The 12,665-nt window shown below is 66.5% G+C and carries 12 protein-coding genes and 1 pseudogene; 6 read left to right on the top strand and 7 right to left on the bottom strand.

Translation table 11 applies throughout. The features are described from left to right. Positions 1 to 11 precede the first annotated feature (11 nt). Positions 12 to 485: a very short patch repair endonuclease gene (locus ACIBJH_RS18790; RefSeq protein ID WP_399117944.1), complete on the top strand. Its 474-nt coding sequence runs from the start codon at positions 12 to 14 to the stop codon at positions 483 to 485. On the opposite strand, the gene ACIBJH_RS18785 is transcribed toward ACIBJH_RS18790, so the two are convergent. Next, on the bottom strand, positions 486 to 1,718 hold the full coding sequence (locus ACIBJH_RS18785; protein ID WP_399117943.1) for a DNA cytosine methyltransferase: 1,233 nt from the start codon (positions 1,716 to 1,718) through the stop codon (positions 486 to 488). It abuts the gene before it with no gap. 161 nt (positions 1,719 to 1,879) lie between these two features. On the opposite strand from ACIBJH_RS18785, the gene ACIBJH_RS18780 reads away from it, so the two are divergent. After that, positions 1,880 to 2,614 carry an HNH endonuclease gene (locus ACIBJH_RS18780; protein WP_399117942.1) on the top strand — a complete coding sequence of 245 codons (735 nt, stop codon included), beginning with the start codon at positions 1,880 to 1,882 and terminating at the stop codon, positions 2,612 to 2,614. Positions 2,615 to 2,625: 11 nt separating this feature from the next. Here ACIBJH_RS18780 and ACIBJH_RS18775 read toward each other — a convergent pair whose 3' ends face one another. After that, a complete protein-coding gene (locus ACIBJH_RS18775; RefSeq protein WP_399117941.1) occupies positions 2,626 to 3,258 on the bottom strand; it encodes an ATP-binding protein in 633 nt (210 codons plus the stop codon). A gap of 216 nt (positions 3,259 to 3,474) precedes the next feature. Between ACIBJH_RS18775 and ACIBJH_RS18770 the strand changes: the two genes are divergently transcribed. Beyond that, entirely contained in the window at positions 3,475 to 4,320 is an 846-nt protein-coding gene (locus ACIBJH_RS18770) for a helix-turn-helix domain-containing protein (RefSeq protein ID WP_399117940.1), read from the top strand. Then, positions 4,321 to 4,536 (top strand): DUF397 domain-containing protein, encoded by a 216-nt coding sequence (locus tag ACIBJH_RS18765; protein ID WP_399117939.1) that lies wholly within the window; start codon positions 4,321 to 4,323, stop codon positions 4,534 to 4,536. A 20-nt stretch (positions 4,537 to 4,556) separates the two neighbouring features. Here ACIBJH_RS18765 and ACIBJH_RS18760 read toward each other — a convergent pair whose 3' ends face one another. Beyond that, positions 4,557 to 5,159 (bottom strand): nitroreductase family protein, encoded by a 603-nt coding sequence (locus ACIBJH_RS18760; RefSeq protein WP_399117938.1) that lies wholly within the window; start codon positions 5,157 to 5,159, stop codon positions 4,557 to 4,559. Positions 5,160 to 5,506: 347 nt separating this feature from the next. On the opposite strand from ACIBJH_RS18760, the gene ACIBJH_RS18755 reads away from it, so the two are divergent. Together ACIBJH_RS18755 and ACIBJH_RS18750 are read left to right on the top strand one after the other, a co-directional pair. Continuing rightward, positions 5,507 to 6,355, top strand: coding sequence for a hypothetical protein (locus ACIBJH_RS18755; protein ID WP_399117937.1), 849 nt, complete (start codon positions 5,507 to 5,509; stop codon positions 6,353 to 6,355). A gap of 276 nt (positions 6,356 to 6,631) precedes the next feature. Beyond that, a pseudogene (locus ACIBJH_RS18750) lies at positions 6,632 to 7,573 on the top strand (hydrolase); the annotation flags it as partial. Between the two features lie 21 nt (positions 7,574 to 7,594). Here the strand turns inward: ACIBJH_RS18750 and ACIBJH_RS18745 are convergent. From ACIBJH_RS18745 to ACIBJH_RS18730, 4 genes are all read right to left on the bottom strand, one after another. Further along, positions 7,595 to 9,052, bottom strand: a complete 1,458-nt coding sequence (locus ACIBJH_RS18745) for an alpha/beta hydrolase domain-containing protein (RefSeq protein ID WP_399117936.1) — start codon at positions 9,050 to 9,052, stop codon at positions 7,595 to 7,597. 72 nt (positions 9,053 to 9,124) lie between these two features. Beyond that, positions 9,125 to 9,724: a TetR/AcrR family transcriptional regulator gene (locus tag ACIBJH_RS18740; protein WP_399117935.1), complete on the bottom strand. Its 600-nt coding sequence runs from the start codon at positions 9,722 to 9,724 to the stop codon at positions 9,125 to 9,127. A 93-nt stretch (positions 9,725 to 9,817) separates the two neighbouring features. After that, positions 9,818 to 11,203 carry a HupE/UreJ family protein gene (locus tag ACIBJH_RS18735; protein ID WP_399117934.1) on the bottom strand — a complete coding sequence of 462 codons (1,386 nt, stop codon included), beginning with the start codon at positions 11,201 to 11,203 and terminating at the stop codon, positions 9,818 to 9,820. Further along, positions 11,200 to 12,477, bottom strand: a complete 1,278-nt coding sequence (locus ACIBJH_RS18730) for a DUF3500 domain-containing protein (protein WP_399117933.1) — start codon at positions 12,475 to 12,477, stop codon at positions 11,200 to 11,202. The genes ACIBJH_RS18735 and ACIBJH_RS18730 overlap by 4 nt, the downstream gene beginning before the upstream one ends. Positions 12,478 to 12,665: the final 188 nt, after the last annotated feature.

Raw genomic sequence — 12,665 nt, 5'->3', positions numbered from 1 at the left:
GAAATCGTTCAGTGTCCGGAGAGCCATGGGAGCCACCAAGCGGTTCATGGGCGTCGTCTGCAGCGCGCCGCCGGAACATGCAGGCCATTCGCAGCCGGGACACCACACCTGAGCGTCTGATCCGACGGCTTGTCCACGCCCAAGGGCTTCGCTATCGGGTAGCGGCCAGGCCGCTACCCGACCTTCGTCGGACGGCAGACATGGTCTTCCGTCCGGCGAAGGTCGCTGTCTTCATCGACGGCTGTTACTGGCATGGCTGCCCGGAGCACTACGTTCCCCCGAAGACGAATCCCGGCTACTGGTCAGACAAAGTCGCCCGGAACATGGCCCGAGACCGTGACACCAACCAGCACCTCAAAGAGGCAGGGTGGACGGTGCTCCGGTTCTGGGAGCACGAGGCTTCGGCAGAGTGTGCCGCCCGGATCGCTGCGGAGGTCGCGAAGCGCCGCCCTCGAACAACTCCGAAGCCAAAGCAGAAGGAGTGATCACGCCTTCTTGTCGTCGCGCTCACGGGCAGCTCGCAGGACGTCAGCGATCGATTTGCCAACCGCCCTGGCCACGGGAGGCGGGAAGGCATTGCCTACCTGCCTGTACTGCGCCGTCTTGCCACCGGAGAACTGCCACTCAGGCGGGAAGCCCTGGATGATCGCAGCCTGCTGCACCGTGAGCATGGGCCCGTTCTCGCCAAAGAGGTCACGCTTTTGGGTGCCCTTCTCCCTGCAGGTGTCGGGATCATTGGCAACTCCCAAGCCATCGACCCCGAGTTGACCCCACGCGGCCTTGGCACGGCTGGGGCCAAGGTCCGCTCCCCCGTGCTTCTTGGATCCGCCGACCAGGGTGGGGGCGATGCCGCCGCCCTTCTCTGCAAGCACCCTGTGGCGCTTCTGCGCGGCATCGAGCCAGTCGTCGAACTTCTTGCGAGCCACTTCTGCCTGGGCGCCGGTGAAATACGGCTCGTAGCGGGCGCGCATTGAACCTTCCAGCGCCTCAGCGACGCTGACGTGATCCTGGTGAGTTGCGGCAGGCCACTCGTATTTGACGTCCTTCAGGATGTCATTGCGGAAGGCAACCAGGATGGCGCGGGGGCGAAGCTGCGGGACTCCGAAGTCGCTAGCCTCCAGAATGTCCCACTCACCTACCGTGTAGCCCATCCCGTCATCCCAGACCATTTGGCCATCATCACCCCGATACCAGCCGCTCTGGAGCTTCGCCTGGATCAAGCCGCGGTAGTCGTCGAACTTAGGGTCCATGATTCCGCGCACGTTCTCGATCATGACGGCCCGAGGGTTCAACTCCTTGACGAGGGCCAGCATCCGAGGAAACAGGTCACGCTCGTCGTCCTTGCCGAGTTGCTTGCCAGCATGCGAGAACGGAGGGCATGGGACGCCGCCCGCCAAGAGATCAAGTCCGCGGCGATGAAGCACCTCCGCGCTTTTGGCCAGGTGCTTGTCCTGCTTGAAGTCGTTCACATCCGTCGGAGGCAGGACGTCACAGTTCTCCTTCTCCCAGACCCACTTCGGGTGAGATGCGACGTTCTTCTCCAGCGTGGCAGCCGCATGCGGGTCGATCTCCACAAGGGCGAGGTGGCCGAAACCAGCCTGGTGCAGCCCGATGGCTTGTCCGCCCGCTCCAGCGCAGATCTCGATTGAGGTGAACTCGGGCTCATTGGGCTCGTCGGCCTGCTCCACGGAGCCCTTGGGTTCGTTCGTGCGGGTCATGTCCCCTCCTTACAGTCGTGCAGCGGCAGACACATCTTGCGATCCACCATCACTGAGGGTGACAGACCCCACTGACAACGAGACGGCACCAAGTGTGCAACACGCCCCGCGGTTCGCTGAACGCACCCTCCGGCACGCCGAACGCTCGTACGATATTGCTCATGCAGACGCCCCCCTGGACTGAGGACGAACTTGTGCTGGCCGGTGCGCTCGTCGTGAAGAACGGCTGGCGCGAACTGCGGACCAACGATCGTGAGGTGCAGGAGCTGTCGGAACTCCTCCGCGCGCTGCCCATCCACAGTCCGGAAGCACTCGCCCTTCCCGGCTTCAGGTCGCCTGACAGCGTCAGCCGCAAGACCTCGGACTTCGCAACGAACCACAAGCTGTACTCGGGCAAGGCCACTCGTGGCGGACGGCGCACCGAGCTCATGGTCGAGGCCTTCTGTGACCGCGAAGCTGAGATGCTCCAGGCCGCGGAAGCCATTGAGGTCGGCATGGGCTCGGGCGAACTGCAGCTCATCCCTCCCCAGCCCGACGAGGTCGACGAGTCCGGCGCCACGGCCATCGAGGGAAGGCTCCTCGTCCGTCGCGCACTCGCTCGTGAGCGAGACCCGAAGCTCCGCGCGCTGAAGCTCAAGCAGACACTGCGTCGCGGTCGGCGGCTCCAGTGCGAGGCATGCGATTTCGATTTCGGCCGCGTCTACGGAGCGCTGGGCGAGGGCTACATTGAGGTGCACCACGTCACTCCCCTCCACATCTCCGGAACACGGGAGACCAAGCTCGACGACCTCGCGTGCCTGTGTGCCAATTGCCACCGCATGTGCCACAGGAGCCGTCCCGGAGAATCCTGGCGCACGCCGACTGCCCTTCGCGAGCAGATACGGAAGAACCTTTAGGCAGCCGCCCACTAGGCTGCGTCCAGTTCTGCTTCGTAGTGCATCTGGGCACGGTCGAGGAAGTCGTCCGGATCATGGCCGCACGCGGCGGACCAGTGAAGCAGGTCAGCGATCAGCTCGATCGCCGACTCCTCAAGGCCAATCCCCTGCCCCTTCCCCTGCAGAGCAGCACTCTCACCGCCCGCCCGATAGCCCTCCAGTGTCTCGACAGCTCGCTCAACGCGTCGGCACGAACGCCCCGAGTTGAACGGGATCTCGCACCAGACCGCCTTGCCCGCTGCCGTCAGAACCGTGCCCCAGTCCATCGCCAGGGCCGCGAGCAGGTGCAGGCCACGGCCGCATTCGTCGTCGCAGCCCGCCGACTTCAACGAGGGCACCGAACTGCTCCTGTCGTGGACCTCAAGTCGTAGCCGTTCGTCCCTCCACTCAAGGATCAGGGTCGCCGATGCGCCTTCGCCGACATGCTTGACGACGTTCGTTGCCAGCTCAGTGACCAGCAGTTCTGCTTCGTCAGCAGCGACAGGCATGCCCCACCGGCTCAGCTGGCGGACGGCGGCTCTCCGGAGCAGTCGCACTTCAGCCGGCGCCGCCTCGAAAGGCAGAACACAGCGGAGTCGGGGTTCACCAACTTCGTAGCCAGGCATGGCTACTCCTCCCTCCCAGCCACGCTCGTGCTGCTCCCGCCGTGTCCGTACGGCTGCACTGCGTAGCGGTCTGCGAGCGAGCATGACACAGAGAACTCTCACTGTGTAACTTCTCACGAGAATCCATCGAGTGAATCTGATGGTGGGTCCGCTCCCCTGCTGCCTAGCCTGATGGGGATCTCCGGGCCCACCACCGGCACATGGCGAAGGAGCCGAATGTCCGAACGGACCACCACCCGCCGCCGCCAACTAGGCGCGATGATGCGCAAGTTGCGCGCCCGCAGGGGAATGACCCTGGAAGAAGCGGGTGCACTCGTCGGCGTATCCAAGGCGACGGTCAGCAGGTATGAGACCCAAGCAGGACCCGTGAAATGGCTCGTCGTTGATGCGCTGTGCCGCGAGTACGGAGCAACTGAGGCCGAGCGCAAGGCCGTTGTCGCGCTCGCGAAGGACGCCAAGCAGCAGGGCTGGTGGAACTCGTTCGCTGACTCCATCCCGGAGAGCATGAACCTGCTGCTCACGCTCGAAGACGAGGCAGTGCACGAGAATCACTTCGCCTGTGTCTATGTTCCCGGCCTCTTGCAGACGCGCGCCTACAGCACCGCACTACAGAAGGCCAACGAAGTACCCCTGGAGACCACCGACATCGAGCGGCTGGTCGACATTCGCATGAAACGGCAGGAGATTCTCACCCGCCCGAAGCCCCCGCGGCTCTGGGCGATCCTCGATGAGTCGGTGATCCGCCGCGTCGTCGGATCGCCGCAGATCATGAGAGAGCAGCTCGACCGGCTGCTGGAAGCCAACGAGTCGCCTCACATCACGCTTCAGGTGCTGCCCTTCTCGCAAGGGGCCCACGGCGCCGCGCTCGGCAGCTTCGTCATCATCGGCGGCACCGAGCTGACCCTCGACGTGGTCTACGTCGACTTCCATACGGGCTCCCTCTTCCTGGAGAAGGACGAGGAACTGAACCGATACAGACTTGCGTTCGAGTATCTGCGTGCACAAGCGTTGGACATGGGAGCTTCCTCCACGATGATCCATCGCGCCCGCAAGGAGCTGTGAATGTCTGTCGGCCCGCAGCCTGTGTCCGAACCCGTCTGGTTCAAGTCGTCGTACAGCGGCGCCAATGCCACCGAGTGCGTAGAGGCAGCCTTCACCCCGGCTGGGGTGCTTGTGCGGGACTCCAAAGACGTTGGTGGCCCTGTCCTCGCGATCCGAGCCCGCGCCTGGCATTGCCTGATAGGCGAGTTGGGGCAGGAAGAGATGGGAGGGCGCTGAAGCGACCTGGCCATTCACTCTCAGGCATGCCGCCCCCACTGCCCCCGGTGAATAACGTCCTCAGCGGCTCGCCGCCGTTCCGCGACTCGGGCCCCCTGCTCAGGAACATCCTCAGCCCGGTACCCCACCGTGATCCCCCCGATCGGGTCGTACTCCTCCGGAACCCCGAACTCCGCCCGGAACGGCTGCAGATGCTCCGGCATGATGCCGAAGAAGCAAGCACCCAGCCCTTCGTCGACCGCGGTCAGGAGCATCAGCAGGGAGGCCATGCCCGTGTCGATGTACCAGTACGGCGCAGGCCAGCGTGCCTCGGCACGGTCCTCCCAGCCCTTGTCGGGTTCGGCGTAGCGCTCAAGGTAGGCAGCCTTGTGGGCCAGTGGTACGACGACCAGCGGGGCGTCCTGCATGGTCGGGGTCTTCTCAACCCGGGTGGGAACGAACGGCCAGAAGCGGGCACGGTCGGCGGGCTCGGTCAGGGCGAGGAACGCCCAGCCCTGGGAGAAGCCGGCCGAGGGGGCTCGTAGCGCGGAGGCGAGGATGCGCTCAGTCACCTCCGGGGTCAGCGGCTTGTTGGTGTAGTGACGGATCATGCGCCTGCGACGGACCACCTCGGAGAATTCCATGGCGGCAGATCCTGTCACGAACCAACCGGTCACCGGGAGTTGTTGATCTGCCAATCTCGCGCCGCACACCCAGGGGCACTGCGGCAGGCAGCGGCTCGACCGACAGTCAGACACAGGCCTACCTGCGGGTCGTGGGCGAGCTACGACCAGACGGGTGCCGCCCCCGCACCCCGCCCAGCCCGGCCCCCCTCAGGTCGATACCAACTCCCCAATCCCCACTGTCCCCTTACGCACTTATTGCACAAGAGATCTTCACCATTTCCGAACTGAGTCCATATGATGCCGAGATCAACTGGCCCGGCCAAGGCGAGACTTGGGCGGGCCTCTCGGGTTCCTGTGGGGGTTTCATGCGTATACGCGTTGCGGCCGGCGTTGTCTCCGGTGCTGTCGTTCTGTCCGCGCTCGCGCTGCCGGTTGCCGCTCAAGCGGCCGAGCGTAGAGGGGCCTCGGCGGAGCTGAAGTCCTTTGCCTCGGCGGCCGTTCAGCCCAGAGACTCCCTGGGCAACACCAAGTTCTCGCACGCTGTCGTCAACGGCGGCAAGGACATCGTCCTCGGTACCAGCGGTACGAAGTCCGTCACCGTCACGTATACCGCCACGGACCCGAGCGGCGTCGCCCTCACCGAGGCCTTTCTGTGGCAGGGGACGGACAGTTCGACCACGGACGGGATCACCGGTGGGCTGGGGACGGACGACGACCCCGACTGCACGGAGACGGCCACCCAGGGGACGTACACCTGCAAGGCCGTTTTCAATATCCATCCCGCGACCGACATGAAGGACAACGGCGTGGCCGGGACCTGGAAGTTGTTCCTGGGGGCCTGGGATCTGTACGCGAACGCCAGTTACAACGACGACGTCGCCACCGCCTCGATCAAGAAGGCGTCCACGCTGACCGCCGACGCCACTCCCGAGCCGGTCAAGAAGGGGAAGACCATCACCGTCACGGGCAAGCTCGCCCGCGCGAACTGGGCGACGGGCAAGTACGCGGGGTACGTGTCCCAGCCCGCGAAGCTGCAGTTCCGCAAGAAGGGCAGCAGCACCTACACCACCCTCAAGACGATCAAGACCAACAGCACCGGTGTCCTGAAGACCACCACCAAGGCCACGGTCGACGGGTACTACCGGTACGTCTTCGCCGGTACCTCCACCACCGCCGCGGCGACCGCGCCCGGCGACTTCGTCGACGTCCGGTAAGCGGCTCGACTCGCCCGAGTAAGAGATCTACGTGAACCGGCGGGAGACCCTCCCGCCGGTCCCGGTCCCGTGTGTACCGTCCTCCCTTGTGTTGATCGGTGATCACTCAACTACCGTTCTACGCGCGAAGATTCACCGCAGTTCACCGCAGTTCACCGCAGTTCACGGCAGTTCACCGCACAGTCAGCGCCATCCGCAGCACCCGCACCCCCTGTTCACTCCACTTCATTCCACCCCCCACTCATGGAATCCCCCCACTTCACGGAGGTTCACCGGATGCCCAGTCTTGGCAAGTTCACGTCACGTCGTAGGCTCACCACCGCTCTCACCGTCCTCGGTCTGCTCGCCACCGGCGCCGTCGTCCAGGCCGCCGCCGTCACCCCCGCCGTCGCGGCCACCTCGGCCACCACGCACCGCGTGCTGTTCGACGACGGGCATGCCGAGGAGGCCGGCAACGCCGACTGGATCATCTCCACGAGCAAGCCCGATCCGCTCGCCCAGGACTCCTCTCCCTCCTCCGACAAGGACTGGACGGGGGCACTGTCGTCGTGGGGCATCGCGTTGCAGAAGACCGGCGACTACAGCCTCAAGACCGCCACCAGCGCGCTGACTTACGGGGGATCGTCGGCGAACGACCTCTCGAACTTCGACACGCTGGTCCTCCCCGAGCCCAACATCAAGTTCACGACCGCGGAGAAGACCGCCATCATGAACTTCGTGAAGGCCGGTGGCGGGCTGTTCATGATCTCCGACCACACCGGGTCCGACCGGAACAGCGACGGGTACGACGCGGTCCAGATCCTCAACGACCTGATGACCAACAACAGCGTTGACTCCACTGACCCGTTCGGGTTCTCCATCGACTCGCTGAACATCAGTTCCGGCTACCCTGCCGCCATCAGCGACAGCACCAACCCCGTGCTGCACGGCTCCTTCGGCACCGTCACCAAGAGTCTGATCGCCAACGGTACGACCGCCACGATCAAGCCCGCCGACAACTCCGCCGCCAAGGGGCTGCTGTACCGCAGCGGTTACTCCGGCAACACCGGCGCCTTCTTCGCGACCAGCACCTTCGGGAGCGGCAAGGTGGCCTTCTGGGGCGACAGTTCGCCGGTCGACGACGGCACCGGGCAGTCCGGCAACACGCTCTACGACGGCTGGAACGACACCGGCGCCACCAACGCCGCCCTCGCCCTCAACGCCACGGAGTGGCTCTCCTCGTAGGCCAACCCACACCCCTCACCCCCCGATGTCGGACCTCACCGCCGCCTCGACGAGGTCCGCCGCGTCGGCCGGCCTGATCGTTCCGGCCGCCACCGCAGCCGCCGTACGGGTCGCCCACTGCCTCACGAACTCCGCGTGCGTGGGGTACAGGGCGGCAAGTCTCGTGCTGGTCAGGGGAGTTGTCGTACCGAAGAGGAAGCAGAACTGGGCCGAGCCCGTCTGGCCCAGGCCCGACAGTGCGGCGACCGGCGCGTCCACGGCGGGGGTTCGGACTCCGCCCGTGGCGTTGCCGTTGGCGTCCAGGACGAACGCCGGTGTGCCGTCGCTACTGGTGGCCACCTGCAGCGGCGAGGTCTTGGCCGGTGGGATTCCGGTCAAGACCCAGCTGCGCAGGGCGTGTTGGGCGGCGTCCATGACGTAGTGCGCCTGGCCGGTGTTGATCGGGGCGGCGCAGGAGAAGCCGGGGGTGCCGGTCGGCGGGTCGAGCATGGTCCCCAACTCCCGCACGCTGACGGTTCCGTCACCGGTGTCCGCGGCGCCGACGTTGGCGACGTAGTCGTCGGCGTGCGCGGTGCCGGCGACCTCCCAGAACCGCAGGCGTGCGGTGTCCGGTTGACGGGCCGTCAGATAGCCCAGGAGCATCAGGTCGGTCTCCGTCTGCACGGTGAGCACCGGCACCGTCGTGTCGGTGCGGAACTGGACGACCGCGGGAGTGGGTACGTCGGCCTGGGGTGCCTGCGAGAGCGCTGCCGCGAATCCGGCCCTGCTGTGGACGAGGAATCCGTCGTACGCGTGCGCCAGGGGCTGGACCGCGTCGATGTACGTCGTGAGGCGGAACGCCGACTGGGACTCGCCCTCGGCCAGCACCGCGCGCGGGCGGAGGCCGCCGAGGATCGTGGCCGCGGAGTCCCGTACGGCCTGTCCGGCCTGGGAGAAGATGTCGTAGGAGTAGCTGTCTCCGGGGTGGGACAGGGGCGCGTAGCGGACCGGGTCGGCGGCCTTGGTGGCGGTCACGCCGGCGGCCTGGGCGGAGACGCCGATCCAGGCGTAGCCCTCGCGGATCAGTTCGTTGTGGGTGTAGATCCACTCCGGGGCCACGTCCAGGCCGGCGGAGACGTTGAGCCACTCGACCACGACCGTCCCGTTGAAACGGGCCGGGTTGGATGGCCTGTTCATGACAAACCTAGTTGTGTACGGCGCGGTGCTCGCGGGCGTCACGCTCCAACGGCCGTCCGAGCCCAGCGGCGCGGTCGGCGTGTAGGAGGTGGCCGTGCCGGAGAGGAAGAACTCCGACTGCGTGTATCCCACGCTCGCGAGGTCGAAGGTCGTGCCCTGCAGTACTACGGCACCCTTGCCGCCGGTGACCGGGCCGGTGACCGTCGCCGCACCAACCGCGGTCGCGGCCTGGGAAGTTGGCGCCAGGATCCCTGAGAGTCCTAAGAGCAGACCGACGTTTGCCGCGACAACCAGCATCGAACGCAGGCGACTTCGGGCAGGCGGCCGTTGTCTCGTACTCATCTGTGGTACCTCCTTGAGTTGATGTCTCTACGGCTCGGGAAGTCCCTCCCGCAGTCGTGCGAGCGCGTCGGCCGTCAGCTCGGCGAGGTCCGACTCGCCATCGCTCTCCAGCCACATGAAGACCGCCAGGCGCAGGGCGTTCGCCGCTACGACACCCGTCAGTCGCGGGTACAGATCGCGGCTCGCGTCCGTTCCGGTGCGCTCGGCGATGACCTCGGTGAGCTGCTCGCCGAGCCGTTCGAAGATCGCCAGCTGCGAGCCCAGCAGGGACCGGCTGGCCATCACCATCCGTACTTTGACGGCCAGTTGCTCCAACTGCTCCGGCGGCAGGAACACCGAGAACGTCAGCGCGTGTCGCAGCGACTCCCACAGCGGTTCGCCGGGTGGGCGGTTGCGCAGTCCGTCGGCGATGTAGCCCATGCCGTCGACCAGTTCGGCGACGATCGCCTCCTCCTTGCCGGAGAAGTAGTTGCGGAAGGTGCGCGGCGACACGTCCGCGGCCTCGGCTATCGCGTCGGCGGTGACGTTCTCCACCCCGCGTTCCAAGGCCAGCCGCATCGCCGCGCTCGCCAACGCGGTGCGCGTCCGCGCCTTCTTGCGCTCCCGTAGGCCGGTCTCCGCCGTCACGCCCCGGACCGTACTCCGACTTGCCGGAAGGGAAAAGATGCCGGGACGGCAAACTTTTCGAGCGGACCGAACCTCCGCTCCTCCCTATGCGGTCTATATGGCGGGCTCCGTCGCCGTCTCCAACTCCCGTAGCCCGCGCTCGCGTTGGCGGACGATCAGCGTCCAGCCGAAGGCCGTCACCGCTGCGACGGCAGCCACCGCGAGCACCGTCAGCATCCCCGTCGTATGCGATCCCGCGCTGTCCGCCGCCCTCGCCACCGGGTTGGGCAGGCCGAGGCGGTCCGCCAGCCAGCCGATGGCCGCCGTGGCCGTGATCAGCGCGCCGGTCACTCGCAGGGTGGGCTGTATCCGCAGTCGCGCCAGTACCAGCAGCGACGGCAACGCCAGGCAGACCAGGAGGAGTTGGACCAGTTCGATGCCCAGGTTGAAGGCGAGGAGGCTGCTTGCCAACTGGGCTGTGGACAGGTGCATTTCGGCGAGGACGAAGGAGAACGCCATGCCGTGGCCGAGGCCGAAGACGCCCGCCACGAGGGCTTCCCTGCCGGGGAACAGCGGGCGGATCGCGTGGACCGCGCCCACGAGGATGCTCGCCGCAATGAATGCCTCGACCGGTCGGCCGGGGATCTGGAGACGGGTCAGGGCGGAGGCGGCCAGCGCGACCGAGTGGCCGACGGTGAACGCGAGGGTGATGCGGGCTATGCGCGTGAGTGCCGTACGGGGGCCTGCCAGGCCGCCGTTCCAGCGTCCGCCTGCCGTCAACAGCGGTGCGGGCAGCAGCAGGATGAGCAGGAACAGGAGGTGGTCGGTGCCGGTGAGGATGTGGTTGGCGCCGAGTTGGAGCATGGCCACGAAGCCTCGCCACGCGCTGCCCTTGCCCAGGTCTACCGTCAGCGGCGGGACCTTCATGTGGCGGACGTCGAGGCGGATCGTGCCCACCTGGGTGGCGCCGTCGCCGGTGACGCGGCCGGCCGCCCAGTCCTGACGTACGGTCACGAGTGTTATGTGGGTGACTACTTGGTGCACGATCACGTCGTAGTCGAAGGTGAAGTGCCGTACGTCGGCGCCGGCGGGCGGGGTGAGTACCGCCTTCGCGACCAGCTCGCGGTAGGGGCCGGTGGAGGTCTGCTCGGTGCGGCTGAGGCTCAGGGCGCCGATGGTGACCTGCCATGCCTCGCCCTTGAGGGTGGCCGGGTGGATGTGGGCGGCGAGGTACGTCCGGATCGCCGTCGACCTGGCGGGGAGGGCCGTCGACTTGACGGTGGTGAGGTCGATGCCGCTTGCCGTCGCGAAGTCGCCCACCGGCAGGGCCAGTTGGGCGGTAACGGAGTCCTTGTACACGTCGAGCTGGACCACCGAGTGCGGCATCGGGTGCGCGGCGGCCGGCGACGCTCCGAGGAGGAGCGTCGCCGGTACCGCGATCGCGATCCCGGCCACCAGGCGAAGTAGCGCTGTGGTCAGCCAAGTTCGCGGTCGGGTCATGAGAAGGTGAACTCGCTGCCGTAGTCGCGGGTGTGGTCGCGGTACACGGTGTGGTAGTGGATCTGGTCCCGGTACACGACACCGTTCTGGCAGACGAACTCGACCCAGACGCCGGGGCCGTCGATGCGCACGTAGTCGCCCTGGGTGTCGAGGGCGGTGGTGCCGGAGTAGGCGACGTAGGTCTGGTTCAGCTCGTGCTCGTACGTCTTCATGAGCTTCTTCGCGGTGGCGTCGTCCACGTTGGCGATCCAGGGGTGGATGGCCTTGAGGACGAGCTGCTTCTGCTTCGGGGAGAGCGTGCTGACCTTGATGCCCTCCTTCGTCTCCGGGAACTGGCCGTCCTGGCCCGGACCGAGGAGTACGTCGCTGAAGGACGCGGAGAGTTTGGCGGTGGCCAGTTGCTCCGTGCTGAGGCTGCCGGTGAGGGCGAGGAGGCCGTCGCGCATGGTCGCGAGCGGTGAGTACGTGGTGCCGTCGTCGTCGGTCCAGGTGGTGGGCTCCACGCCGACGAAGAACGGGCTGGCGCCTGCCACCTTGCCGTTCTTGTAGGTGAGGTTGAGGGCCAAGTGGTGGCCGCCGAAGTGCAGTTGCCAGGTACCGGTCGCGGAGGGGGTGCCGAGGAAGGCGAGGAAGTAGACGCCGCTGCCGTAGCCGAACGCGCCGCCGCCGGTGCCGCCGGAGGGCGGGGTGCCGGTCGGGACGTCGGTCGGCGCGTCGGTGACCGTCGAGGTGGGGGCCGCCGTCGCGGACGGGTCCGCGGAGGCCGTGCTCGACGCGGTGTCCGACGGTGCCGGGCCCGCGGAGCTGGTGCTCTGGGCCGAGTTGAGCACGTCGTCGGCCTTGATGATCTGGGTGATCTGGTCGTACCCGGTGTTCTTGCCGGTGCCGGTGGCGAGCTTCAACACCTTCATGGCGGCGGCGAGTTGAGTGTCCGTCAGGGAACCGAGCTGGATGCCGGGGCGGCAGGTCGAGCCGCACGGGAGGTTCGACCACGCGGTGGCGTTGGCCTGCGTGAGGTCGAGCAGGGTGGCGGCCTGCTGGTCGGCGTCCAGCGTGTTCAGGAACTCGTTGGCCGCGCTGACCACGGCCGCGGTGCCGGTGGCCTTCTTGTCGACCGGGCGCTTGACGCCTGCCGCCGATTTCGTGGTTCCGGTGTCCGTCGAGGCATTCGCCACGGCGAAACCGCCGCCGACCAGCACGATTGCCGTGACGGCTCCGGCTATTCCGCGCCAGGTCCGTCTGGTGCGTACCAGACGGGTTCTGTCTCTGCTCACGAACGACTCCTTCGATTCCAGAAATTCCAGGGATTCCGCTCGTCAGCGGAGCGCCGACCGGCCGTTCGCGCGATTGTTGACAACATTATCGGCGCTCTTACCGAAATCTCAATGGATCGTCACGTGGATAAAATAAGTTTCAGGTTTCATAGAAACGCGGCGTGAATTCAGAGAATTCACTTATGCAT

It is taken from the genome of Streptomyces sp. NPDC050548 (assembly GCF_044457385.1).
GTDB lineage: Bacteria > Actinomycetota > Actinomycetes > Streptomycetales > Streptomycetaceae > Streptomyces.
Note: the sequence above shows the minus strand (reverse complement) of the source record. Positions and strands in the feature narration are given on the sequence as shown.